The organism is Paenibacillus sp. FSL K6-3182 (assembly GCF_037976325.1).
GTDB lineage: Bacteria > Bacillota > Bacilli > Paenibacillales > Paenibacillaceae > Pristimantibacillus.
On record NZ_CP150265.1, the window covers coordinates 2,420,140 to 2,446,536 of the forward strand.

Below are 26,397 nucleotides of genomic sequence, written 5' to 3' on the forward strand. Positions count from 1 at the left end.
AAATCCATTATAGGGGGAAGGACATCAAATGAGTAGACGCTTCAAACAGCTATTGTTGTCACTGTTAGCCGCTGCACTGTTAGTGCCGCAATTTTGGTATGCTCCAAATGCAAATGCTGCGAGCGCAACGGTACCTGTCATCCTGTACCACGTAATCACCGATAATCCATCCGGAGATTATCAATACAGCACAGCCAACTTCAAAAAACAAATGAAGTATCTGAACGATAACGGCTATACCACCGTATCCGCGGAACAGTACGTCGACATTATCGTGAACGGGGAAACCGCTCCTTCGAAACCGATCCTGCTGACGTTCGACGACGCAACACCGGATTTTATTACAAACGCGCTTCCAGTATTGACGCAGTACAATATGAAAGCGGTATCTTTCGTCATCCAGGACAATATCGGTTCTTGGGGAATGACGCTGAGCCAATTGAACACGCTGAAAAACAACCCGAACATCAGTCTTCAAAACCATACAAAGACGCATGATCAAGCCGTATGGACGACTAGCATCACCAAAGCGACCGCGGCCGCGGAAATCCAATCCGCTAATACGTTCTTGAAAGGAATTACTGGCAAAGATCCGATCCTTCTTGCCTATCCTTACGGCAACTACAACGCGGACGTAAAAGCAGCCGCGACGGAGAACGGAATTAATGTCGGTTTCAAAGCCTGGAGCGGCGATGACGACGCCTTGGCGATGGGACGTATTCTCATTAAGAAAGACGATACTTTAAATACCTTCGCAGCCGCGATCGGCGGACCTACACCTCCCACACCGGAAGCGATCGGGAACATCGTCGTTTCGAACGACTTCGAGAACGGCACGCAAGGATGGTTTAAGCGCGGTACCGAGACGGTAACGGCTTCGACCAATGCCGCTCAGAGCGGAACTGGCAGTCTCTTAGTGCAAGGAAGAACAGACAACTGGAACGGCCCGGGTTTTAACCTCGCCGCCACCGGCAAACTGAACAAGGAATCAGTTTACGAGTTTTCCGCATGGCTTAAACTCAAAGAGGGAACGACCGGCTCCGAGACAATCCAATTCGGCGCTCAACAGACTGGGGCAGCCAACGAGTACCTGAATCCAGGCTCCGCGGCAACGGTAACAGCCGATGCTTGGGTACAAGTCAAAGGCGAGTATACATACGACATGAACGCCAATGCCCTGCAAGTCTACTTACAGAGCAGCAGCAGTAAAACCGCTAGCTTCTACGTCGACGATTTCCAAGTGAAAGTCGTCAAACCGGCCGTTCTAGTCGAGAAATTCGAAAACGGCATAAATGGGTGGACCGGCAACGGCGCTACGGCGACCGTAACGAATGCCGTCTCCCACTCCGGATCGAACGCGCTTCTCGTGACGGGACGCGCCCAAAATTACCACGGCCCGAGCCTAGCGTTGACGAATACGCTTGAAAAAGGCGCAGAATACGAAATTTCCGCCTACGCCAAGCTGGATAACGGAGCGGCTTCTACGCAGCTAAAGGCATCGATTGAGCAATCCGGATTAACCGGCAACGATCAGTTTAAGGAAGTAATCGGGTTGACGACGGTCACCGACGGTGCTTGGGTGAAACTGAGCGGTACTTATACGTATAACACCGCCGCTACGGGAATTAAACTCTACTTCGAATCCGAAGACGCCGGTAAAAATACAAGCTTCGCGATCGACGACATCGTCATTACCCAGACAAGCGCAGCTCCTCCTCCAGGATTCTTCGTCCTGTCCCAAAGCTTTGAGGATGGTCAGCTCGGCGGTTGGGCGGATCTGGGATGGAACGGCACCGGTACTGCGGTAGTATCGTCTGACTACGCATCCGAGGGAACGAAATCCCTTCTGTATAAGGACCGTTCGGACAGAAAGAGCGCCGTATCGCTTAATTTGACCAGCAAGTTGGTATCCGGTCATAAATACGATATCTCATTCAAACTCCGGTCCGCTCAAGGAACCGATAACTACCACTTAGGCGCGAAAGTCAAATCCGGCGGTACGGATAGCTTCCCATGGATTATCCAAAACCAGGTCGTTACGGACACCGTCTGGAAGTCATTCGAGGTGAAAGGCTACGAAGTACCAGCCAACACGACCGAATTCCTAGTGTGGATCGAAGCGAACATCTACGGCTCAGACGAAACAGTCACGGCGAAAGCCGATTTCTATATGGACGAATTCGTAATCAAAGACGTTACGCCTGGCGCTGAGCCTGCTAGAACGCCTGCAGTGCCATTCAATACCGTAACGTTCGAGGATCAATCGAATGGCGGCTTTGTCGGCCGCGCGGGAACGGAAACGTTGACCGTTACGAATGAAGCCAACCATACTGACAACGGTTCTTATGCGATGAAAGTAGCAGACCGTACGGACTCTTGGCACGGTCCGACGATTCGCGTCGAGCAGAACGTAGACAAAGGCAGCGAGTACAAAGTAACGGCATGGGTCAAGCTGATCTCGCCGACCAGCTCGCAGCTTCAGTTGTCCACGCAAGTCGGCAACGGCAGCACCGCCAGCTACAATACCATACAAGCAAAAACCGTTAGTGCTGCCGACGGATGGGTGAAGCTTGAAGGCACCTATCGTTACTCCAGCGTAGGCGACGAATTTTTGACCATTTACGTCGAGAGCTCCAGCAACAAGACTGCTTCTTTCTACATCGACGATATCAGCTTTGTGAACACGGGCTCGATCCCTATCTCCGTACAAAAAGACTTGACGCCAATCAAGACAAAGTACCAAGATGATTTCTTGATCGGCAACGCGGTATCCGCGGCGGATTTCGATGGCACTCGCCTGGAGCTTCTCAAATTGCATCATAATGTCGTAACGGCGGAAAACGCCATGAAACCGGATGCGACACAGGCGGTGAAAGGTACTTTCACTTATGCGGATTCGCTTGTCGATAAAGCGATCGCCGCAGGGATGAAGGTACACGGCCATGTGCTCGTGTGGCATCAGCAGACGCCTGCGTGGATGACTACTTCGAACGGTTCGCCTTTGAGCCGTGACGAGGCACTCGCCAATATGAGAACGCACATCCAAACGGTCATGACGCACTACGCTGACAAATACGGCAACAATTTGATTTCTTGGGACGTAGTCAACGAAGCGATGAACGACAATCCTTCTAATCCGACGAATTGGGCTGCTGCCCTGCGCACCTCTCCTTGGAAAACGGCGATCGGTAACGATTACGTGGAGCAAGCGTTCTTAGCGGCGAGAGAAGTGCTGGACGCAAACCCGTCTTGGGATATCAAGCTCTATTACAACGATTACAACGATGATAACCAGAACAAAGCTACGGCAATCTACAATATGGTCAAAGAGATCAACGACAAGTACGCACTTACGCATCCGGGCAAAAAGCTGATCGACGGCGTCGGCATGCAGGCGCATTACAACGTCAACACGAAGCCGGACAACGTTAAAGCGTCGTTGGAGCGGTTTATCTCCTTGGGCGTTGAAATCAGCATTACCGAGCTGGACATAACGGCCGGCAACGGCGGCACGATCACCGAAAAGGAAGCAATCGCGCAAGGCTACTTGTACGCGCAGCTATTCCAAATTTACAAAGAGCACGCCGCGAATATCGCCAGAGTCACCTTCTGGGGTCTGAATGACGCGACGAGCTGGAGAAAAGAACAACCGCCGTTGCTCTTCGATAACAACCTGCAAGCGAAGCAAGCCTATTACGGCGTTATCGATCCGAGCAAGTTCATAGCGGAGCACCCGCCGGCTTCGGCAACCGCTAGTCAAACTTCCGCTAAATACGGTACGCCGGTCATAGACGGAACCATTGACGCGATCTGGAGCGATGCGCCTGAAGTCTCGATCAACAAGTTCCAGATGGCATGGCAAGGTGCACGCGGTGTAGCCAGAGCGCTCTGGGATGATCACAACCTGTATTTGCAAATCCAAGTTACTGATAATGCGGAACTGGACAGTACTAGCCCGAACGCGCATGAACAAGATTCCGTCGAAGTGTTCGTAGACGAGAATAATGGTAAGACAGCTTCCTATCAATCGGATGATGGACAATACAGAGTAAACTATATGAACCAGGCAACTTTTAATCCGTCAAGCAAAGCAGCCGGTTTCGAGTCAGCCACCTCTCTTTCCGGAACGAACTACACGGTGGAAATGAAAATACCGTTTACATCGATCACGCCGGAAAACAACATGAAGCTAGGCTTTGACGTGCAAATCAACGACGGTAAAAACGGTGCTCGTCAGAGCGTTGCCGCATGGAACGATTTGACCGGCCAAGGTTATCAAGACACGTCCGTTTTTGGAGTGCTTACGCTTTTCGGTAAGAATCCTTCTGCAACGACACCGGCGGCGCCTGCGAACGTAACGGCTTCTGCCGTGAACGCTAGCTCGATCAAGTTGAATTGGAACACCACTTCAGACACGAGCGTAACGTTCTCCGTCTATCGTGGAACGTCCAAATCCGGTTCTTTCACGGTAATCGCTTCCGGCGTACCGGTTTCCGAAATCACGGATACGGGTCTGGAGGCTTCAACGAAGTACTACTACTACGTGAAGGCAGTTAAAGGGGAACTGGTATCGGATGCATCCACAGTCGTAAATGCAACGACGATTCCTCTGGTTGTAACGCCTCCTGAGGAGGTTTTGGCGGCACCTACGGGATTGACGGCTGATGCTCAAAGCCAATCCTCAATCAGGCTGAATTGGAACACCACTCCAGACACGAGCGTAACGTTCTCCGTCTATCGCGGAACGTCCGAATCCGGTTCTTTCACGGTAATCGCTTCCGGCGTACCGGTTTCCGAATTCACGGATACGGGTCTGGAGGCTTCAACGAAGTACTACTACTACGTGAAGGCAGTTAAAGGGGAATTGGTGTCGGATGCATCATCAGTTGTGACTGCAACAACGAGAGCCGCTTCGCCTCAGACCGGTACAGACACGCCTCCTCCGGTGACTGAACAACCGGTTGAAAACGGCCAGATCACACCAAAAGTTACAGTGAATAACGGTAAGGCATCGTCCAACATCTCTGCCGGCAATCTGCAGAAAGCGTTCGATCAAGCTGTAACTAACGCTGCAGGCAAGAAAAAAGTTACGATCGACATTCCTGCAACATCAGGCGCAAATTCATACGACGTGCAATTGCCGCTTCAAAGCCTGAAAGATTCCGGATCGACAGTACTTGCGATCAAGACGGTGAACGGCACGGTCGAGCTTCCTGGCAACATGCTGGCAGGCACGAGAGTCGGCAGCTCCGAGTTCGTATCGGTTCGCTTGGGCAAGGTCTCGACAGAAGGACTTAGCAATGACGTCCGCCAGCAAATCGGTAACCATCCGGTCATTAGTCTCGAAGTTTTGGCAGGCGACTCCGTTGTCGCTTGGAACAACCCGAACGCGCCTGTAACGGTATCCGTACCTTACACGCCGACGGCTGAAGAGCTAAGCAACCCGGATCACATCATCATCTGGTACATCGACGGCAGCGGCAAAGCGACACCTGTGCCGAATGCCCGCTACGATGCAGCAAGCGGTACTGTCAAATTCTCGACGACTCACTTCAGTATCTATGCAGTTGTGTTCGTCGTGAAATCGTTCGGAGATCTTCAGTCCGTACCATGGGCGAAGAAAGCAATCGAAGCGATGGCATCTCGCGGCATCATTAACGGCACGAGTGAGAACGCGTACGATCCGAATGCTTCCATCAAGAGAGCGGACTTCCTGTCGCTGCTCGTTCGCGCATTGGAGCTTAAAGGTAACAATGCTTCCGTAACGATGTTCTCCGACGTGGATTCCTCCGCATACTACTACGATGCGGTCAAGATCGCTGCGCAGCTCGGCATCATTCAAGGCACGGGCAGCAATCTGTTCGATCCAAACAGCAAGATCTCGCGTCAAGACATGATGGTCATCGCGGCGCGCGCGGCGAAAGCCGCAGGCAAAGCGTTGCCGACAGGTGGCACTTTGGATGCGTTCAGCGACGAGGCATCGATAGCTTATTACGCGAAAGACAGCGTTGCAGCACTGGTCAATGCCGGTATCGTGCAAGGATCGAGTGGCAAACTGGCGCCGAACAGCTCTCTCACTCGCGCCGAAGCGGCAGTTATCCTGCAGCGAATTTGGAGTAAATAAGAGTTTCAGATAGCCTAAAGAGGCTACTCTGCAGATTGAATCTTGATATGCTCCCCATACGGTAGACAGGTGAAATAATATATAACCTGTTTGCTGTGAGGGGAGCATTTTTCATGCCCGAAAATAAACTTAGTGCCTCAGAGAAATTAGCCATCGTGCAAGAGATTGAGAGCGGTCGAATTGGATTGAAGTCCGCTGTTAGTAAATTTAAACTGAGTAAAAACACGCTCGTAAAATGGCGACATCTTTATCGGTTATATGGTATTGACGGATAGATATCCGCCCAATCAATCGTTGCTACTCCGCAGATCTTTAGCTGCAGGCTGTCAATGATTATTTGTCTGGAGAACTGTCTCAGTTTCAGGTTTCTTACCGGCAGGTGTATGGGTGGGTGAAGAAGTACGAAGCAGACGGCCAGGATGCGTTAAAAGACGGGCGCGGGCGGACAAAACAACCAGAGGAACTGACCGAAGTAGATCAGCAGAGGCTTGCCACAAAGAAGCTTGAGTACGAAATGGAACGGCTTCGAGCGGAGAATGCTTTCTTAAAAAAGTTATACCCATTTCAAAGGAGGCGTCGCTGAGCCAACATCATCAGGAGAACGATTATCTCGCGATACAAGCCGTTCAGCAAACGGAATCGCTGAACATACAGCTTCTTTGCAAGGTTACGGGGGCTCCAAGATCAAGTTATTACAAATGGCTAAACCACAAGCCTAGCCAGCGACAATTAGAGATTCAAATTTTAACAGAAGTCATGTTGGCTTTGTACAGGAAAGTCGAGGGTATCTTCGCTTACCGTCAACTCACACTACTGAAATGAAAAGGAAAATTAACCACAAACACGTAAAGCGTCTAATGAGGATACAAGGGATTCCAACAATAATCCGCAGAAAGAAGAAGAAATATACACGTTCTACAATTGTGTGAAATGGGATGTGCTCCAAATCTGAAAACCTGCATCACAGTAGGATTTTGGTCCCATTGGTACCTTTAAGGACATCATGCATACCAAGCTGGCAGCAAAGAAGTCAGCAAGTTTACTCAGAATATCGTTATCCCGTTTGAGTCCACCATAATCAGAAAATAAGAGGACTCCGGATTTCATCATTCATCCGGGGTCAACTTTTAATGACGGTTTTCTTATCGTTTATGGACTATTATTTTTACCAATTCGAGCTTCATATTTGAATGCTACCTTAGAAACATCCGCAAACAAGAATACGGATTTGTTGCGGTGGACATTTACTGTACATCAAATAGAGTTACAAGGACTCACTTTCAAAGGAAAAGGAGAACCATTTGACCAATCAAACACTTGTGCAGTGACCTTCGGGGTATGTTTACCAAGATTTACACAGTCTACAAGAGCGAATTTGGTAGTCTCTCGACACATGTGGAGTGCTGTGTGTCGCTTATTAAGAAATAACTGTAGATAACAATTAAAGTTTGCCGCTGTCCCACAAAGTCTGCCACTGAGCAAATAAAGTTCACTACTGAGCCGACCGATCTTCAGGCGCATTTGTCCTGATCTTCGCTCGGCTCTTTTTCTTTCCATTCTCAAATTCGATCCCGTCGTCAAACCTTGAATCCCTTGATTTATCAGGCTTTCCTTGATTTTCCCTCCGTATCTTCTGCCTCAAATCCTGCTTTATCTCCTGCTTCTCCTGCCTTTTCACATCAAACTTTATTTGCTCATTTTTCAGTTTTCCCTCTGATTTTCAATCGGCTATTTCTCTGGCTCAGCGGCAGACTTTTAGTGGTTTAGAGTAGTGAAGGAAATTGTAAAGATTGTCGGTAGAAAGATTATCATCCAGGTATCTAATCCTGTATTTCACTTGGCTCTTTCTTTATTTAATCAGACAGCCCCTTAATTTAGAAGTTTAAGAAAAACTTTATCTTTAACCACATTTCTTTTTTAATAGTATTCCTTATCCTAAAGCTAATGAAGGATTAGGAGGAACCTATGATTGGTCGCTATTATTGTGACCGTGTAATTGTGGTTAGGGCTTAAGAGTCTCAATAAGGAGAGGATGGGTATGAAACCAGTCATGGACTAATTAACCTGGTTGGGAATTGTAGCAGCTACGTCAAGTATTTTCCAAGCAGGAGGCATTTCCGTCTGATACAATAAAAGCAATATTAAGGTGATAAAGGGGTAGAAAGAATGAAGTCGATCACAATTCTGATAGCTGATGATGAGGCAGAGATTGCCGATCTGATTGAGTTGCATTTAGTAAAAGAGGGTTATCGCTGCATTAAAGTATTGGATGGGCAGGAAGCTGTTTCTGTTATTCAGACGCATTACATTGATTTGGCAATTTTAGATATTATGATGCCTAAACTGGATGGTTATGAAGTAACAAGACAAATTCGAGAGAAGCATCATTTACCTATCATTTTTTTAAGCGCCAAAACGACCGACCTCGATAAGATTACAGGACTAATAAGAGGTGCAGATGATTATGTGACCAAACCCTTCAACCCAATGGAATTGGTTGCCCGTGTGAATGCTCAGTTGAGGCGGTCCATGCAGTTTAATCAATCAGCGCAAGCGAACAAACTTGCTTTGGAGGCAGGCGGACTGATCATCTATCCCGAAGAACGCACCGTATTCCTTTACGGCAAGCCTATTGAACTAACTCAAAAAGAGTTTGATATTTTGTATCTGCTAGTCAGTTATCCAAAGAAAGTCTATAGTGCGGAAAACATCTTTAAACAGGTGTGGGGAGATGAATACTATGAAGGCAGCAATACGGTCATGGTACATATTAGTATTTTGCGAAAGAAGCTTGGAGAAGACATTCATAAAAACAAACTGATTAAAACAGTTTGGGGGGTGGGATATTCATTCAATGGCTAAAATGATCCGAAGCTTTCGATTTAAAATGATTCAATTCTTTGGATTAAGCATGTTATTTTCCGCTGCCATTACCTATATGCTCTATAAAGCTCTCCAAATCTATTATTATACGACCAAATTCGAAAGTCCATCGACAAAAATCCGTTATTTTATAAGAGATATTGGGGATGTTAACTTCTTTTTGCTTATTTTCATTCCTCTCTCTTTTTTGTTCTTCTTTCTTCTCACCAAACGATATGCGGCTTATTTTAATGAAATATTTAGCGGAATTAATCAGCTTGCGAATGGTGAGTTCAACAATCGTATACATATTCCATCCAATGATGAATTTGGGGATGTTGCAAGAGATATTAATCTGGCAAGTGAAAAATTACAGCAAGCTTTGGAGAGAGGAGATTTTGCAGAAAACAGCAAGGAACAATTGGTCTTGAATTTGGCTCATGATTTGCGTACGCCGTTAACTTCAGTTCTAGGTTATTTGGATTTCATTCTTCAGGACGATCAACTGACTGCAGAGCAAAACAAGCACTATACAAGCATTGCTTATACAAAAGCTCAACGTTTAGAAAAACTTATTGACGAACTATTCGAAATTACTCGAATGAACTATGGCAAGCTTACCATTGAAAAAAAACCGATCGATCTCAGTGAGCTTCTCATTCAATTAAATGAGGAGCTATACCCTGTTTTTGAGAAAAACAACCTAGAAACCCGATTGAATGTGACTCCGCATATGACTATTAGGGGGGACGGCGAGCTATTGGCACGCGTATTTGAAAATCTTCTGACTAATGCGATTCGCTATGGAAATGATGGCCAGTATATAGACATAAATTGCAACTTTGATGCAGAAAATGTGTTAATTCAAGTGGTCAATTATGGAGATCATATTCCCCCTGAAGAACTGCCGTATATCTTCGATATGTTTTTTACGGGCGATCAAGCGCGAACTCATCATGAGGGGAGCACCGGCCTTGGCTTGTCTATTGCAAAAAATATTGTGGAGCAGCATCAAGGCACAATTTCGGCTCAAAGCAGTTTAATTCGTACGCTTTTTGAAGTCCGTTTCCCGCATAAAAACGGCTCTGAAACACTCAGTTAATGTTTAAGTCGAGTATTTAAGGGAAATTTTATATTTACCCCACTTCTTTATTTAACAGTCTGCCCTATTCTAAATGTATGAATGGGAGGAGAGAGCTGTGAATGAAGAAGTGGGGTTTTTGGCATGTCAACATTATGAAGAAAAAAATAAAAGAATCGATTCGCAAGGATGCTTCAGCGGCTTTGATGTTTCTGGCACCGAGCGTTATAGGGTTTGCACTGTTCTACCTTATTCCGTTTGCGATTGGGGTGTTCTATTCGTTTATGGATAGTACGGTAGACAGCCAATTTGTGGGATTGGCTAATTACCGCGAGTTACTTGCAAGCCATTCCTTCCGGAAGGCGTCATCCAATACGTTTTATTTTAGCGTGATTAGTGTTCCTCTTATACTTTTGCTGTCGTTAGGTTTGGCAATGCTGTTGAATAAAAATATCTATCTTCGCAAATGGCTGCGGACTGCATATGTGATGCCGCTTGTCGTTCCAGTTGCTTCAATTATCCTGATCTGGACTATTCTATTTGACTGGAATGGCTCCTTGAATACATGGCTGAGTGGCTTTGGAATCGAACGTGTGGATTGGATGAAGACCGATGCGGCCAGAAATGTAATCATTGTCGTTTATTTATGGAAGAACATCGGCTATAACGTGATTTTATTCTTGGCGGGACTTCAGCAAATCCCGAAGGATTATTACGAAACCGCCCAAATTGAAGGGGCCGGGCGTTTACGGCAGTTTGGCAGTATTACAATTGTCTATCTAACATCCACCATGTTCTTAGTAGTTATTATGTCGATCATTAATTCGTTTAAAGTATTTCGGGAAACGTATTTGATCGCAGGCGACTATCCACATGACAGTATTTACATGATGCAGCACTATATGAACAATATGTTCACGTCGTTGGATATACAGAAGATGACTGCTGCTGCGACCTTAATGGTCGGCTGTATTCTTCTGATCGTCATGGGACTGTTTGCACTTGAACGCCGGCATCGGAAGTACATGGAATAGGGGGAGGAAGGTCGTGCTAGTTGCTAAAGTATTGCAAAAAAGTGCATTAACGGTCGTCATGGTCATTATAGCAGTTCTATTACTATTCCCGATTGTGATCACTTTCACAAATTCACTTATGACAGAACAAGAAATTGGCATTAATTATGGACCCATAGGGCAGATGAACAAAGCCGCTGCAGGGAGAGAAGACCCTTTTGCGAATCTAAAACTGCTGCCGGATCAAGTGACTTTGGAGCAGTATGGCAAGGTGTTGGTGGGCAGCTCGAGATATCTAATGATGTTCTGGAATTCGGTATTTATGGTAGTGCCGATCATCGCAGGACAAACTCTCGTAGCAGCGCTGGCTGCTTACGCATTCTCCAAGCTGCGATTTCGCGGCCGGGAACACTTGTTTCTGGTCTATGTCTTGACGATGCTCATGCCATTCCAAGTGACGCTAGTGCCGAATTATATTATGGCGGATAAGCTTGGTCTGCTCAATAGTTCGAATGCCATTATATTACCTGGCATTTTCGCAGCTTTCGGTGTGTTTATGCTAAGGCAGTTTATGCTGGATATTCCATATGCCTACATCGAAGCAGCCAAGATGGATGGAGCTGGACATTTGCGAATTTTTTACAAGATTATTATCCCAATGATCAAACCGGGTCTGTCAGCGCTTATTATCCTCTTGTTCGTGGATTACTGGAACATGGTAGAGCAGCCGCTTATTTTTCTAGACGATCCTCTCAAGCAGCCGCTATCGGTTTATTTATCCAGTATTAAAGGTGAACTGGGAATTGCTTTCGCTGCATCTATGCTCTACATGGCTCCAATGGTGCTGCTGTTTCTGTATGCGGAAACGTATTTTATTGAAGGTATACAATTGTCTGGCATCAAGGGCTAGTTTTTGCGAGGTTAAAGCTTGAAAGGCAAGCTTAGCATAAGTAAAACACAAACAATGCTTACAAATTAAACTTTCCTACGGAATGTTCTTAGGAGGAAGATGGGATATGGAGTTGGAAAAAGAACCGGCTGATCGTAGGCGCAAACGAAGCATTCAAGTCGTGTTCATTGTTTTTATGGGATTGTTGCTATTTTTTACGTTGTTCAGCAACACACTGCAGTCGCTCACTTTGCCGAAAGTGAGAACGGAAAAGGCGGCCAATGGAAGTCTTTTTTTTAGAATCGAAGGTAGCGGTATGCTGCAGCCGTTCGCCGAAGCAAGATTATTGAACCCTGCTGGCTGGAAGGTACAGAAGATTCTCGTAAAAGAAGGGGATCATGTGAAGAAGGGGCAAAAGCTAATCATTTATGACAGCAAAACTGCCGAACGAGAATTGGAAGATGAAATAACCAACAGGGACAAGCAGAAAATCGAGTTGCGGAATATTCAGGATCAGTACATAGAGTCAGTCAAGGAAGAGGACGAGCTCAGAATTCGAAAAGTAAAACGAGATATTGAAACGCGAAATCTTGATCTAGGCATGCAGGAACGTAAAATCAACGAGTTGAGAGACCGTCTAGCAAGCCAACAGGAAATAACCGCTCCGTTCGATGGTGTTATTACAAAATTGAATGCCCTTGAAGGTTTAACATCAACGGGAGAACCGGATGTTCTTATTTCAAACAGCAGCCTAGGTTATCGAATGGATATTTCTGCCGATTCAACTTTGCTTTCTAGCTTGGAGATTTCGATCGGAGATAAGATAGAGGTCATGGTAGATTCAGTCCAAGATCAACAAACCCGTATGATCGACGGCACGATTCATGAAGTGGTGAATGCACAACCTCGTACCGTAAGCTCATCTGGTGAACAAGTGGGGCTGACCCTATCGATCCCGCAGAAGGCTCTTCAAATAAAGGTATTTGATACTGAGCTGAAGGGGGGTGAGCAGGCAAAGATCAAACTTGAAAAACGCTCACAACAAGAGGGGGTGGTCATTCCCAATGAGGCAATTCATCAGGACCGTGACGGCATGTTTGTTTATAAAATTGACGAGCAGAGAGGTGCATTAGGTAATGTCTTTGTTGCCACTAAAGTCCGAATTCATTCCAGTGAAACGAATGACAAAGAAACGATGATTCAATCGGATATCCTCTATGAAGAGGATCTGATTATTCTGGAAAGCAGTGAGCCTTTACAAGATGGAAACCGCGTTCGTCTGCAATAGTTAAATAGGTATGCGATAAAATTATAGGAGGAATTCATTCGATGAATAAGTGGCTGTGTATGATATGTATTGGCATTTTAATGACATCAATGACCGCGTGCAGCTCTGGAGGCAGCGGGGAATTGGCAAGTACGGAGAAACCGGTAAGCAAAGAGGGTCAAACAGTCGTTACTTTGTCTATGCAACAATCGAGCGCATTTTATCAGGCGGCAGAGAAAAAGTTTGAAGAAAAGTATCCGGATATCGATCTGCAAATTCAGATCACAGATGATTATCAGAAATACCAAAAAACGACGAATACAGCGCTACTATCAGGGAAAGGCCCGGATATCTTCGAAATAAGCAGCTTGCCTATCGACGATTATGTGAGCAATAAGCTTCTCCTGAACATGGATGAGCTTATGAAGCAAGATAAAACAATGAGTATAAGTGATTTGCAAATGAATATTTTGGATGAATTGAAGTTGAATGGCGGTATGTATGCCATGCCTTTCGGGTTCAGTCTGCGAGCATTCGTAGGCGATGGGGACATTCTTGAGAACAAGAACATTGACGATAAGAACTGGACCTGGAAGGAGTTTGAAAAGACTTCGAAGGAACTGGGGGAGAGTGGCACAGAACGCCGCTATGCTATAGCGAATGACCCGCCGGAGATGCTCCTTCAAGAAATGGTTGTGGATAAATACACAGAGTTCGTTGATCATACAACGAAAAAGGCAAAGTTCGATTCTCTCCTATTCGTGGAAGCAATGCAACAAATTAAAAAAATGTACGATAATAAAGTCATGACTTCGGAACCGGCGGATATAGGCAAGCAAATGTTCTATTCTACCGTTTTGCAATCGCCTGGAGACTTTATCAATGGTCTACATATATTCTTCTCAAATCCAAAGCTGCTGCAAAAGCCAGAACAAACAGGTGGAACGAGGATTATTACCGATTCCCGGTTCGCCATTCAAGCCAAATCTCCTGTTAAAGAGGAAGCTTGGAAGTTTATTGCCTTCTTGTTATCCGAAGAAGGGCAATCCCTGCAAGAGAGACAAGGGTTTTCACTGCTTAAATCTGTGAATGAAAAGCAGATGAACGACATTCAGGAACAAGTTAAGAGCGGAACCTACAAGCTTTCAGACGGGAAAATTCCGAAGGTGTCGGACGAAGACTTTACTCAGTTCAAACAACTCATTAGTACAGCGGATAACCATTCTGATGCGGACGGTAGTGTGATGTCTATTATAGGAGATGAGTCCAGATCATTCTTTGGCGAGCAAAAGTCTGCGGAGGAAGTAGCCAAGCTGATTCAGAACAAGGTGACAACCTTATTAAACGAGTAGAAAAAATTGAAACTGATGCAGCGCATACCATATGCGCTGCTTTTTTTAAAGCTATCAACGTAGAAAATAGTATTTGCTATATTTTCTTCACATAGTATTCTCTCTTTTTTGAAAGTAATAGAATTTGCAGAGCGAAATGTTCTTAGTGTCCCCGGCAAATGCCCAAACAACACTGATCTCGATTGGGACAATCTAAGGGAAAAGGTATATCTCGGGTTGGTATTTGAATTTGACAGATACTGCATATATGCAGTAAATTAAGTTAAGTGCTTAACTACTTTTTGGTGGTGACTTTATGAAAGATTTGCAAGAATACGTTCATGATTTACCTCTACATTCGCTCGCTTTTTTTTCCTTAGTTGAAGTAACAGCAAATTTAGTCGATGTATCGGAAAGATATTGGCAATCCAAAGGTTTGAATGGAGCTAGAATTCGAATTTTGGTTGAAATTATGAAGGAAGGAGGTACGATACTACCCTCGATGCTCGCTAAGAAAATTGGTGTTACCAAACCCAATATTAGTCTTTTGCTTATCCCATTAGAAAATGACGGATTAATTCATCGAGCAAGCCATCCTATGGATGGTAGAAAAACGGTGATTTCAATAACAAGTGAAGGCCAGAGCCTCCTGTTGAAAAACTTACCTGAAAATCGTCAAAGGATTGCCGAAAAAATGAAAGTGCTGGAAGAGCATGAATTGAGGCAACTTCTTATTTTGTTAAGTAAACTACAAAGAACTTGACATTTTTTTTGGATATTTGGTTAAGGGCTTAACTAAATTTGTAGTAGGGAGGATGAAATTTGATGACTATCGTCATTACAGGTGCCAATGGTAAATTAGGAAGTTTAATTATCAAGCAACTCCTTCAGAAAGTTTCGGCAGATCAAATTGTTGCCTGTGTTCGAAACCTTAAGAACGCTAAAGAATTTCTTGAGCAAGGAATTGAAGTGCGTCTGTGTGACTACGATAAACGTGAAACTCTTGATCAAGCATTTACCGGAGCTTCTAAGCTATTATTAATTTCAAGCTCTAATAAGGATGATACCATTAGGTTGCGTCAACATGCGCATGTCATAGAAGCTGCGAAAAAATCGCAAGTGGAACAACTCCTATTTACAAGCTTTGCTTTTCTAGGAAATGGCTCAATTCCACCCTCTAATTTGTACTTGGCTACTGAGCATGCTATTCTCACATCAGGAATTCCACATACTTTTCTCAGAAATTCCTTATATACTGATTTTGTTGGAGTACTTGGTCTGGATGCTGCCATAGCTACTGGTGAGCTAAGCATTTACCCCGGAGATTGGAATTTTAATACTGTGACACGTAATGATCTTGCTTTAGGAATAGCAGCAGTTCTTTCCGAACCAGGTCATCAGAATAAGACATATGAGCTTACTGCACCTCGTCCATGGACGTTCACTGATCTTGCGATGGTTCTGTCTGAACTTTCAGGCAAGCCCGTTTCAATCCGTCAAGATCCTCAGATCCAAAACTGGATATTTGGTTTTTTAGGCAAGATTAATACTTCCTCAACCTCAGCAGATTTGGAAAGATTAATTGGCGGTCCAGTCACTACTTTGAAAGAAAGTATTAAGCCATTTATTACAATTTGAAAATATCCCAATATAAGCTAACTGGCAATTTCAGATGAGGGCTCATTCCGAAGGTATGTATTTGGAGCGGGAGTCTTTTCTTTGGGTGGCAGTCAATCTGGCAGATTGTTGACTCAAAATATTTGAATAACGGAAGATTTTCTTTAGTAGATAATGACGAAGAAAAACTATCTAAGATGTTAAGGCTCACTGAAATGGTTTTAAAGGAAAACAATGAATCTCTTAAAGTGAAAGGCTCGACGAATTGGAGAGAGGTATTGATTCAAATACTGCGGTATTGATTGCAAGGTTTCTTTAAAATATGGAACTTGGATGTGCTCTGGGAAAGCCATCCCATCTTTAACTATTTGGGAAAAGGAAGACCGGTATAAATGGCATGAGGAAATGTGGATTAATAGGAGCTATCTTTCGCGGATAGAGAAAAGGGCTTTGATGAAGCTTTATCATGAGTTTATAAGGCGAATCGGTGATAATGAACTGAGCTCTTATATTACATCTGAATTTATCCAATATAGTGATAAAGTCATTGCTTGATTGCACGATGTTATATTAGTAAATGAAACCAAATGGGAGAGATTCCATTTGGTTTTTTCTGTATAAACACTCCACACATGTGAAGTGCTTAATATTGAAGGTGCTAACAATGGTTGAGATGTAACAGTATCGCTCGTGCACGTTATGACATGCTGGATTGGTACTTGGCTAATTTAGTCTTGGATGTTTTGATTTCAAGCGGAGGGAAGTGTGTGTAGTTTATGGAGCGGTGTCCTCCCTTATTATTAACTTTTATATTGGCTTAAGAAATTCGTAAGGTATGAGTAAGAGAAAAGAGAGACTTGATTCATACAATATAAATCAGAGAGAGAACAGCAAATGTGGTTTGTCATAGGGAGAGTGCTGAATGACTATTTTGAATATTGTTAGTACAGCTTCAAGAACAGGAATGCAGTCGGCATGGATGGCATGGGAAGGTTTATTTGATCAAATCACAAAGATACGTAGCGTATCTGTGACACAGTATGGCATATGTAAGCTAGTCGTTAGAAAGCATCAGGGGAAGAGCATAGCTTGTCATGATGGATACTATATAAATGCAGGAGATTATGTGGGAGAACTGCATCTGGATAATCAGAAGGTGTTGGAGCTGTCGCGTACAAAAGGTGCGGATCGTACAGCATTAATGACAGCACGGATGCTGCGTAAATCGCTTGAACAAATCAGTTATGCGATGGAACATAATCTTGAATTTAGGAAAGTGAAAGCTTTGACTGGCATCACGCTCCTTCACAGAGGGATCATTCACGGATTAGGTTTTAATCAACATCCGATTCAATCAAAGTGTCTTAGAATATGGCTAACATTATACCTGAGATTTCTACTACGAGTGCTACATCCCGTAGGTAGGCAACGTGTGAAGCAGAGCTCTTCAAAGCTGGTTCCAATGATGTTGATGATGTCTAGACAAACGTTGTTACATCGTTATCAAAAAGAAGTGCAATCATGACTCAATGGCTACCTGTCCTGTTTTTAATCGTTTCCTTTGTGTACATGATGATTCCCGTAATATTGTCACGAGTCTTTGGTCTAGGTGTATATAAGAAAGGTATACAAGCACAACAGGCTGAGGTCGCCTTTACTTTCGATGACGGCCCTGATCCACGCTATACACCTGAACTACTAGATTTGCTGAAGGAATATGATGTGTTGGCAACGTTCTTTGTACTTGGTAGTAAAGCTGAACAGTATCCACATTTAATACGAAGAATTCATGATGAGGGGCATCAAGTTGGAATTCACAACTACATTCATAAATGTAACTTACTTATATTTCCATGGAAAATAAAGCGTCAGCATATCAATCGTACGGCAGATATTATTGAGGGAATTATCGGGGAGCGACCTTCTAGTTATCGCCCGCCGTGGGGCGTATTGAGTATGGGCGAATTATTTTGGCTTCGCAAATCATACGACATTGTGCTTTGGTCCGTGATGGGTTGGGATTGGAAGCGTCAAGAGAATTCCGAGAAATTAATAGACCGACTATTAAGTAAGATACAACCCGGATCTATCGTACTACTACATGATAGTGGCGATACGGCAGGTGCTGATGAAGACGCGCCAAAGCAGATGTTGGAGGGGTTACGAATAGTTCTGCAAGAGCTTAAGCACAAGCAGTATGCTTATGTACGGACAGATAAACTATTAAAGAAAAGAGTGGTTAAAGGATATAAAATCGATCAGAATATTCATGCTACACAACACATCAATTCTCGGGTTATATGAATATCTCGTTACACACATGAGTCGGAACAATCGTTTATTAATAAGGATTCTTCCTACTTCAAAAAAAAAATTCAAGCCGATCTCTAACACTGGCTGATAAGGGAGTTCAGCAATAGGCCGGACAGCTTGACGGGGAGTATCAGGTTTCGCGTCGTCGCGGATAGCGACAATGGATAGTTTTCTTCTTTATAACCGGGCCCGCAGATACCTGCGGGCTGTTTTGCTATGGTACTGAGCTCAGGTGAACAACTGGGCCGCGTCCTGCTGGTTCCCGTAGGTCATGAAGTCTGTAGGTGACATCGAGGTGTATTTTTTGAATACCCGGAAAAAGTAAGAGGTGTCATAGTAGCCTAAATAGTTTGAGATATTGGAGATGGACATGTTGGAGTTCAACAACAGGTTACATGCTTCTATCACGCGCAATTGATGGATGTATTTGATCGGCGATTGTCCGATAACCTCTCGGAATACGGCGATCGTATAGTTCGGTGAACGCTGAATTAATCGTGCGAGATCCTTGATCTCAATCTGTTCGCGGTAGTGGTCTAGCAAATAGTGTTTTATCATATCGGCATATTTCGTTTTGATCGGTGTAACCTCGGGCTTCTCTAGTTCTCTTGCGATGATGCCAATCAGCTCTTGCAGGATGCCGTGGCAAATGAAGGTTCTAAAGTTCTCCCCCTGCCGCGTTTCCTCATATAAACGTTCAAATCTTCTATGCAAGTACTGTAGCCTCCACAGCTTGAAATGTACAAATTTCTTATCGTGAAGAAAAGGAATGAATGGCATAGCATCAACTTCATAGTTGAAGATGATCGTAAACTTTTGATGTGGGCCGGAAGGGTGATTTTCACCGGCGCGACGCGAGCCATGTGGAATAAACATAAAGTCTCCCCGTTCACCGGTATAATCTTCGTTTTCAATCCTGTAAGTAACTTTGCCCTCCATGACAAGAACAAGGACATTGTAATTGATAATCTCGGAATGCGTACGCCAATTCGGGATGAAATCGTCAAAATGTACAGCTCTAATTGTCAGCATAAGCATCACCCGTTTAATGAAAATGGTTGCCTTTATTATAGCATTGATAATTATCACAATGTAACCGAAAACGTGTTGAAATCTTCAAGTTAGTGTTGAAATGTACATCTTCCGGAGATTATGTACATCGACAAAGAAAAGGGCTGACTCTTATACTGAAGATAATGCTTAAAGAAGGCGTTATCATTCTAGGGAAAGGGATAACGACATGAAAGCAAGGTAGTCACCGGGCGAACGAGAGCACGGCAAACGGTGCCATTGCGGGAGATTCGGGCGAATTCTCAAAGCAGGTGATGCTTCGTAAGAGCGACAGCATCAAGACTGTCCGCGAACAATTTCTCAAGAAATTATGGAGAAATACCCGAATATAAAAATCGAATACGCAGCTCAATTCTCAAGGACGAGGTGTTTGCGTTATTCGAAGGGATGAAGGATGACGGTAGCTTCCATCCGAACACGATGGGAATCTTGGAGCAGTCAAGGGCTAATTACTAGCAAGGAGCTGCAGCAGTTGCAGGGACGAACGACTAATAATCGAAGTAAAGGAGATTGAACGATGCGAGTATTGCTGCTTGATCTTGATTCCACCAGACCTGACCATCTTGGTTGTTACGGGTACCATAGGAATACCTCCCCCCATATTGACCGGATCGCCGCCGAAGGAGTCCGTTTCGATAATTATTACACGTCCGATGCGCCGTGCTTCCCCTCTAGAACGGCGCTTATGACAGGGAGATTCGGCATTCATAATGGGGTTGTCGGTCACGGAGGGACAGCTGCAGATGTGCGCCATGAAGGCGAATCCCGTGATTTCCGCAGCAGGCTGGCCAGTGAAAGCTTCCCTTCGCTGTTCCGCAGCGCGGGGATGAAAACCTCACTTGTCAGCCCGTTCGGAGAAAGGCACACCGCCTGGACGTTCTATGCCGGCTTCAATGAAATTTACAATACGGGCAAGGGCGGCATGGAGTCGGCTGAGGAGGTGACGCCGGTCGTGCTCGAGTGGCTTGAGCGCAATGCCGAGCAGGATGATTGGATGCTTTACGTAAATTATTGGGACCCGCATACGCCATATCGTGCGCCGGAGGAATTCGGGAACCCGTTCAAGGACGATCCGCTCCCGGAATGGATTACCGATGATATATTTGCAGCGCACCGGGAAAAGGTGGGACCGCACAGCGCGCACGAGATCAACATGTATAACAACCGTGTCTCGCCCCAATATCCCCGTCATCCCGGGGAACTTGTGGATCGCAATGATCTCCGCCGTATGATTGACGGGTACGATTGCGGTGTGCGCCATATGGACGATAACATCGGTATGATTCTGAACGCGATGGAGAAGAAAGGCATTCTGGACGATACCGTAATTATTATAACGGCTGATCACGGAGAGAATATGGGCGAGCTTGGCATCTACGGCGAACATGGTACGGCAGACCAAGCGACATGCCGGATCCCGATGATCATCCGCTGGCCGGGCTGCATAGCCGGTCATGTGGATAAAGGCCTTCACTATCATCTGGATTTGCCGCCGACGATGGCGGAGCTGTTGGGACTTCAGCAGGCGCCGAGCTGGGACGGACGCAGTTATGCCGACTCGATACTGACGGGCGAAGATACGGGACGCGACAGCCTCATTATTTCGCAATGTGCACATGTGTGCCAGCGCAGCGTAAGGTTCGACGAATGGCTCTACATCCGCACCTACCACGATGGCTATCATTTGTTCGACAAAGAGATGTTGTTTCATATCAAGGATGACATTCATGAGCTGCACAACTTGGCTCCCGCCCGCCCTGACATATGCAGAGAGGCTGCATACCGCCTGCTCGACTGGCATGATCAGATGATGATGTCGATGGAGCACGATGTTGACCCGCTCTGGACCGTCATACGAGAAGGCGGGCCCTATCATGCCAAGGGCAACCTCAGCGAATATGCCGAAAGACTGATCGAGTCGGGCAGAGGACGTTACGTGGAGGAATTGAGAAAGAGGCATCCACAAGAGAATTAGCAGTGAAAATGTTGAAATAATTAATGTTTGAAGAAACGCCAGCAGTCCTTTTAAATCAATTTTCATGAGAGAGTTGTTCAATTCAGTGAAAAAATGATTTAAAGGGCTTCTGGTGGCTTACATGTATGTGGAGGGAGGCGAAGGAGTGGAACAAATGAAATCCTGCTGTGCTGCAAGCAGGCTGCATGCGAACATTGAGCCCAGTGTTATAGCGGTCCCAGCACCGTCACAAACTGCCGTTCCGGAGCCGGATCACATCGACTTGGATTGGGCTATCATACCGGGCGGTTCCTTCGAAATGGGAACAATTACTAGCGAAGGGTTTCCAAGCGATGGGGAAGGTCCGGTTCGGAGGGTGGAACTCGAAGCCTTCAAAATCTCGGCTTGCGCCGTGACGAACGCGCAGTTTCGGGCATTCGTGGATGCAACCGGATATCGAACTGAAGCAGAAAGCTATGGATGGTCATATGTCTTCCATTTGCTGGTATCAGACGAAACGAACATCAGGGTTAAAAATGTACCTAGGCAAGTCCCTTGGTGGCTTGTCGTTGATGGAGCAAATTGGAACAACCCGGAAGGGCCGGATTCGAGCATTGAGGGTCGAATGGATCATCCGGTCGTTCATGTCTCTTGGAATGATGCAGTGGCGTTCTGCTCCTGGTTTGGGACAAGACTGCCGACGGAAGCGGAATGGGAATATGCGGCACGAGGCGGTTTACAGGGCAGGACCTATCCTTGGGGGGACCTGCTCAAGCCGGACGGTAGGCATATGTGCAATATATGGCAGGGAAAATTCCCAATTAAAAATAATGCAAGCGATGGTTATATCGGTACTGCTCCTGCTCAGTCGTTTGATCCGAACGGTTACGGACTGTATAATATGGCAGGAAATGTATGGGAATGGTGTGCGGATTGGTTCAGTCCTGCTTATCACCGTCAAACGTCTTCAGTGAATCCACGATACACACATGATACAGGCAAAAGGTCGATGAGAGGCGGCTCGTATTTGTGCCACCGCTCCTACTGCAACCGCTACAGGGTTGCGGCGAGAAGCGGCAATACACAAGACAGCTCAACGGGCAACATCGGCTTCCGCGTGGCCGCGGACCTAGTCCCTAAAGTAACTTAACGGCTATCGAAACGGAATAAATGGAGTATCTTAATACCTTCACAGTAACGGTGAATATTACGCCATGTGATCATGGCGTTTAAAATCATGGTTAACCGGAGGATTTTTTGTCGTCGCTCTTGTGCTGAAGCGTTCGGCGCGCTGGCGGACCTGCTGCGAATTTTCTCCAATAAATGAAATGATCAACTGGAAAATATTATACCAGATTACCAGAGGTTGGCGCTGGAGAATGAGAAGGATATCGGTCTAATTCAGGGTTATTTTTTCAACTGTTGGAGCAATGGTCAAGGCATCATAATCGAGATGAAAGAAAGAGCCGCTTGCTACTGAAAAAAGTTAATAGATATATACAGCAAAACCTTTGAACCCTATCACAACAGTGGTAGGTGAGCCTATAACGTTGATCTGATGCATAGCGATTTGATTATTTGCAGTTTTCAATATTAGAGGGAAGTAAAGAGTGTCTGCTGTTGTTCTTAGCTAGTTATTTACATTAGGTTTATTCCATTTAAATTGCAGAAATTCGCTTATTTAAGCGTTTTATTTCTTTATGAAATAAATGGAATTACCCTGTATTAGTTAAGAACATGGGACATCGACTACTTCTAGTTGGCTGCGGAACCGTGCTCTCAAACACGGTTTTTTTACATTATGCTCTAATTGTCAAGACTCTTTTGTTTTGACAATTGTTTGAATGGAGAAATCATGTTATCCGTTAGTCAATTCCCTATGGAGGCAGAAGATGAACGATATGTTCATTTCTGTCCTTTTTTGTTTTTAAAAAAATGAGAAAGTGAGGAGTTAGAAAAAATGTAATCGACGAAGTTTAGGCACCTATTATAAATAGATTGGTAGGTAGATTAATTAATTTGGATCTTCCTCCTATGTATTTTTTTAATTATAGCTCTGGCAAGTGGAGTCGTTCTACAGGAATAGCAAATGTTATCCATTACTAAACTCCAATTTATATCTAGCGCTGATATAAGTGATGAGTTGAACTTATCCACATTCACTTCAAATACATAATGCTGCAATCCCATTGGCAACGATGAGGTCAAAGGTTCGAACCCGGCGGAATCCATAATAATTAATGTCTTTAAACACAGCATATCGGGTGTTTAAAGGCTTTTGTATGGAAAGTAGGTTTACAATCTTAGTTCGAGGTCGCATTTGCTCTTCTTGTATGATGTGGTTGCGTCTTGTTAGGGGTTGTATAGGGTGGACGCGCCACTATAGGAATGTAATAATTGACTTTAGGCGAATAGATATTTAGAATTTTAAAGGGAAAAATGTTTACATTTAGTGAAGTTAAAGAAACGAGAATAGGAAATGAGGTTTAAAATGAAGAAAGAGAATAAACAGACAGCAGTATTGGTCGCGGTGCTGCGAGGACTCATCGTTGTCATCGGTGCTTTTATTACGGCCTATGGCCTTGAGGCAGTATTAATTCCGAACAACGTATCGGACGGCGGCGTGACGGGTCTTAGCATCGTAGGGTCGAATCTATTCGGGTTGCCTTTGGGACTTCTCATTGCGATTCTGAATATACCGTTCGTATATTTAGGGTATAAACAGATTGGAAAAAGCTTCGCGATATATTCCGTGATCGGTATTGCTTCACTGGCCGTGGGTACCGTCGTTATGCACCATATTACTCCGATCGTAGAAGGCGATACGCTCCTCGTCACCGTTGTCGGAGGCATCATTATCGGTTTGGGAATGGGTCTTGCTCTTCGGAACGGCGGCGCGCTGGATGGCATTGATATGCTGGCGGTATTGCTTTCCCGGAAGCTTCCTTTCGGTACAAGCGATCTTATCTTATTCCTGAACGTATTCGTATTTATCGTCGTCTCGACCGTATTTGGCTTGCAGGGTGCTATACTATCGGGAATTGCTTATTTTATAGCTTCCAAGGTGATACATATCGTCGAAGAAGGCCTCAGCGGAGCTAAAACGTTTAAGATCATTACCAAGCATCCTGAAAGCATGATTGACACTATTCGCGATCGCTTGGGTCGCGGCGCTACGTATAGTGTGGTGCAAGGCGGCTATTCAAATGAGCATTTTAAAGAAATCACATGCGTCATTAACCGTCTGGAAGAGCGGAAAATGAAAGAAATTATTCGTGAGATTGACGAAAATGCTTTCATCATGGTGTATGAGGTTGCTGAAGTAAAAGGTGGCAGCTTTAAGAAAAAGGACATCCACTAATATATTTCAATTTCTAATCCCCTTTTGAAGTGACCCTTAAAAGTTAGACGGGTTATTTGATTAGGCGACATTCTGGGAATGAGTTCGGTACTATACCGGGCTCATTCCTTTTCATTTTGCCTTCACTAGCTCATCTCGAGTGCGGCGATAACCTTAGCGCCCTTTTTTAATCTATCGTCCATAAAAAAATTTTTTAGTGTGAAAAATAATAGGCTCTTCGATTGTATTACTAATGTAAGGGCGAGATCAGAAACAACGAATAAAATATTTGAATTTCAACTAAAAACTCTACGAGGTGAAAGAAATGAAAACAAAATTCAAAATGATTACGATGTCCACGATTACCGCATTATCATTAACCTTTGTAGGTCATAGCTATGCAGCTGCTAACCCTTTTTCGGATATAACGAATATCGCGGTAAAGGATAAAATTGTTGCCTTACAAGAGCAAGGCTTAGTCCATGGTATTTCGGACGACTTATTTGCCCCTAATGATACCATCACAGCGGCACAAGGCATTCAGCTTATTGTTAATGCTGCGAATCTGAATCTAGATCTAGTAAGATTTCTTGTAGAACCTAAAGCTACGGATTATTTCAAAAACGCAGACAACAATGCTTGGTATGCGAATGCTTTAATTACGGCAAGCGTTAATGGAGTCGTACTGCCAGCCGATCTGAATCTGAACAAGAAATGGACGCGTGAAGAGTTCACTCACCAGCTTATTAGCACGATTGAAACGCATAGCAATCTTCCAAAGATTAAGCTTGTTCCTGCCCAGATTAACGATAGCACAGATATAACCGTTGATTATGATGGATCCATCCAGCGCGCGCTAGCTTATAACGTAGTGAAACTAGATGAACAAGGGAACTTCCATCCTAAAGCTGAAATCTCTCGCGCTGAGGCAGCGGAACAAATCTACAATGTACTCGAATACATTAAGGCACATCCTGCACCATCGCCACAAACAGATCAAGAATCAGAAACAAACTCAAAAAGATCACCTTCGTCAACAAGTCCACAAATACCAGGAACAAAATAAGATCTACAAAATCGGTTTTCTCAAAATAATAAAGCGATCTCCCTAATCATGGGGGGATCGCTTATTTTTGACTGTAATGAGTATTAACTTTATTTTAAGTGATTGTTCCTCTTTGGAGCTCGCTTCATGGAACGATTCTCCTTCGATAACGATTTTAGGCAGACTCTGACCATTTCTTGTATGAGCTGTTATATGGATTCCGACCCAAGAGATTGGTTTGCAGGAGGGGACAAAGCGGGGGCGAATTTCGTCCCCAAACGTCGGATATTTATAAGGCGAAGAGATAATTGATGAAAAAGGCTGATGAAAATCATCGTTCTCTTATTATCTAAATGACGGAGTGCAGGGAAATGTCATTAATTGTTGAATTTGGGATAAAGAATATACGACTAACATAATGCCCAATACAGTAAGGTATGAAGTATTGTTAAATCTGATTTTGGTACAGTGAACGAATTAGCACTACAAT

Annotated in this window: 18 protein-coding genes and 1 pseudogene; 18 read left to right on the forward strand and 1 reads right to left on the reverse strand. The window is 44.6% G+C overall.

Features of this window, described 5'->3' with window-relative positions:
• The first annotated feature begins 28 nt into the window (after positions 1-28).
• The 14 genes and pseudogenes from MHH56_RS10375 (at position 29) to MHH56_RS10440 (ending at position 18,488) form a co-directional block, all read left to right on the forward strand.
• A complete protein-coding gene (locus MHH56_RS10375; protein WP_339208073.1) occupies positions 29-6,124 on the forward strand; it encodes an endo-1,4-beta-xylanase in 6,096 nt (2,031 codons plus the stop codon).
• 113 nt (positions 6,125-6,237) lie between these two features.
• Complete coding sequence (locus MHH56_RS10380) at positions 6,238-6,399, forward strand: helix-turn-helix domain-containing protein (RefSeq protein ID WP_339208075.1); 162 nt, start codon at positions 6,238-6,240, stop codon at positions 6,397-6,399.
• Between the two features lie 62 nt (positions 6,400-6,461).
• A complete protein-coding gene (locus MHH56_RS10385) occupies positions 6,462-6,707 on the forward strand; it encodes a helix-turn-helix domain-containing protein (RefSeq protein ID WP_339208076.1) in 246 nt (81 codons plus the stop codon).
• A gap of 1,583 nt (positions 6,708-8,290) precedes the next feature.
• Complete coding sequence (locus MHH56_RS10390) at positions 8,291-8,986, forward strand: response regulator transcription factor (protein WP_339208077.1); 696 nt, start codon at positions 8,291-8,293, stop codon at positions 8,984-8,986.
• Positions 8,979-10,088, forward strand: a complete 1,110-nt coding sequence (locus MHH56_RS10395; RefSeq protein WP_339208079.1) for a HAMP domain-containing sensor histidine kinase — start codon at positions 8,979-8,981, stop codon at positions 10,086-10,088. Before MHH56_RS10390 ends, MHH56_RS10395 begins: the two co-directional genes overlap by 8 nt.
• Positions 10,089-10,189: 101 nt before the next feature.
• Positions 10,190-11,101, forward strand: a complete 912-nt coding sequence (locus tag MHH56_RS10400) for a sugar ABC transporter permease (protein ID WP_339208081.1) — start codon at positions 10,190-10,192, stop codon at positions 11,099-11,101.
• Between the two features lie 13 nt (positions 11,102-11,114).
• Positions 11,115-11,990 (forward strand): carbohydrate ABC transporter permease, encoded by an 876-nt coding sequence (locus MHH56_RS10405; RefSeq protein ID WP_339208083.1) that lies wholly within the window; start codon positions 11,115-11,117, stop codon positions 11,988-11,990.
• A 106-nt stretch (positions 11,991-12,096) separates the two neighbouring features.
• Entirely contained in the window at positions 12,097-13,257 is a 1,161-nt protein-coding gene (locus tag MHH56_RS10410) for an efflux RND transporter periplasmic adaptor subunit (RefSeq protein WP_339208084.1), read from the forward strand.
• Between the two features lie 41 nt (positions 13,258-13,298).
• The gene (locus MHH56_RS10415) at positions 13,299-14,588 is read left to right on the forward strand and encodes an extracellular solute-binding protein (protein WP_339208085.1); all 1,290 of its coding nucleotides are present in this window, start codon (positions 13,299-13,301) and stop codon (positions 14,586-14,588) included.
• A 295-nt stretch (positions 14,589-14,883) separates the two neighbouring features.
• On the forward strand, positions 14,884-15,330 hold the full coding sequence (locus tag MHH56_RS10420) for a MarR family transcriptional regulator (protein WP_339208087.1): 447 nt from the start codon (positions 14,884-14,886) through the stop codon (positions 15,328-15,330).
• 62 nt (positions 15,331-15,392) lie between these two features.
• Positions 15,393-16,205 carry an NAD(P)H-binding protein gene (locus MHH56_RS10425; RefSeq protein ID WP_339208089.1) on the forward strand — a complete coding sequence of 271 codons (813 nt, stop codon included), beginning with the start codon at positions 15,393-15,395 and terminating at the stop codon, positions 16,203-16,205.
• Positions 16,206-16,583: 378 nt separating this feature from the next.
• A pseudogene (locus MHH56_RS10430) lies at positions 16,584-16,673 on the forward strand (RNA polymerase subunit sigma-70); the annotation flags it as partial.
• Between the two features lie 433 nt (positions 16,674-17,106).
• On the forward strand, positions 17,107-17,709 hold the full coding sequence (locus tag MHH56_RS10435) for a polysaccharide deacetylase (protein WP_339208090.1): 603 nt from the start codon (positions 17,107-17,109) through the stop codon (positions 17,707-17,709).
• Entirely contained in the window at positions 17,706-18,488 is a 783-nt protein-coding gene (locus tag MHH56_RS10440) for a polysaccharide deacetylase family protein (RefSeq protein WP_339208091.1), read from the forward strand. The genes MHH56_RS10435 and MHH56_RS10440 overlap by 4 nt, the downstream gene beginning before the upstream one ends.
• Before the next feature lie 237 nt (positions 18,489-18,725).
• On the opposite strand, the gene MHH56_RS10445 is transcribed toward MHH56_RS10440, so the two are convergent.
• A complete protein-coding gene (locus MHH56_RS10445) occupies positions 18,726-19,529 on the reverse strand; it encodes a helix-turn-helix domain-containing protein (protein ID WP_339208093.1) in 804 nt (267 codons plus the stop codon).
• A 556-nt stretch (positions 19,530-20,085) separates the two neighbouring features.
• On the opposite strand from MHH56_RS10445, the gene MHH56_RS10450 reads away from it, so the two are divergent.
• The 4 genes from MHH56_RS10450 (at position 20,086) to MHH56_RS10465 (ending at position 25,928) form a co-directional block, all read left to right on the forward strand.
• Entirely contained in the window at positions 20,086-21,543 is a 1,458-nt protein-coding gene (locus tag MHH56_RS10450; protein ID WP_339208095.1) for a sulfatase, read from the forward strand.
• 154 nt (positions 21,544-21,697) lie between these two features.
• The gene (locus MHH56_RS10455; protein ID WP_339209550.1) at positions 21,698-22,672 is read left to right on the forward strand and encodes a formylglycine-generating enzyme family protein; all 975 of its coding nucleotides are present in this window, start codon (positions 21,698-21,700) and stop codon (positions 22,670-22,672) included.
• A gap of 1,341 nt (positions 22,673-24,013) precedes the next feature.
• Positions 24,014-24,883 (forward strand): YitT family protein, encoded by an 870-nt coding sequence (locus MHH56_RS10460; RefSeq protein WP_339208096.1) that lies wholly within the window; start codon positions 24,014-24,016, stop codon positions 24,881-24,883.
• 304 nt (positions 24,884-25,187) lie between these two features.
• Positions 25,188-25,928, forward strand: a complete 741-nt coding sequence (locus MHH56_RS10465) for an S-layer homology domain-containing protein (protein WP_339208097.1) — start codon at positions 25,188-25,190, stop codon at positions 25,926-25,928.
• Positions 25,929-26,397 lie beyond the last annotated feature (469 nt).

Coding starts and splice junctions, on each gene's coding strand:
- MHH56_RS10465 (WP_339208097.1), top strand. CDS start 25,188: ATGAAAACAAAATTCAAAATGATTACGATGTCCACGATTACCGCATTA.
- MHH56_RS10460 (WP_339208096.1), top strand. CDS start 24,014: ATGAAGAAAGAGAATAAACAGACAGCAGTATTGGTCGCGGTGCTGCGA.
- MHH56_RS10395 (WP_339208079.1), top strand. CDS start 8,979: ATGGCTAAAATGATCCGAAGCTTTCGATTTAAAATGATTCAATTCTTT.
- MHH56_RS10390 (WP_339208077.1), top strand. CDS start 8,291: ATGAAGTCGATCACAATTCTGATAGCTGATGATGAGGCAGAGATTGCC.
- MHH56_RS10375 (WP_339208073.1), top strand. CDS start 29: ATGAGTAGACGCTTCAAACAGCTATTGTTGTCACTGTTAGCCGCTGCA.
- MHH56_RS10400 (WP_339208081.1), top strand. CDS start 10,190: ATGAAGAAGTGGGGTTTTTGGCATGTCAACATTATGAAGAAAAAAATA.
- MHH56_RS10455 (WP_339209550.1), top strand. CDS start 21,698: ATGAAATCCTGCTGTGCTGCAAGCAGGCTGCATGCGAACATTGAGCCC.
- MHH56_RS10410 (WP_339208084.1), top strand. CDS start 12,097: ATGGAGTTGGAAAAAGAACCGGCTGATCGTAGGCGCAAACGAAGCATT.
- MHH56_RS10435 (WP_339208090.1), top strand. CDS start 17,107: ATGACTATTTTGAATATTGTTAGTACAGCTTCAAGAACAGGAATGCAG.
- MHH56_RS10440 (WP_339208091.1), top strand. CDS start 17,706: ATGACTCAATGGCTACCTGTCCTGTTTTTAATCGTTTCCTTTGTGTAC.
- MHH56_RS10450 (WP_339208095.1), top strand. CDS start 20,086: ATGCGAGTATTGCTGCTTGATCTTGATTCCACCAGACCTGACCATCTT.
- MHH56_RS10380 (WP_339208075.1), top strand. CDS start 6,238: ATGCCCGAAAATAAACTTAGTGCCTCAGAGAAATTAGCCATCGTGCAA.
- MHH56_RS10425 (WP_339208089.1), top strand. CDS start 15,393: ATGACTATCGTCATTACAGGTGCCAATGGTAAATTAGGAAGTTTAATT.
- MHH56_RS10420 (WP_339208087.1), top strand. CDS start 14,884: ATGAAAGATTTGCAAGAATACGTTCATGATTTACCTCTACATTCGCTC.
- MHH56_RS10445 (WP_339208093.1), bottom strand. CDS start 19,529: ATGCTGACAATTAGAGCTGTACATTTTGACGATTTCATCCCGAATTGG.
- MHH56_RS10415 (WP_339208085.1), top strand. CDS start 13,299: ATGAATAAGTGGCTGTGTATGATATGTATTGGCATTTTAATGACATCA.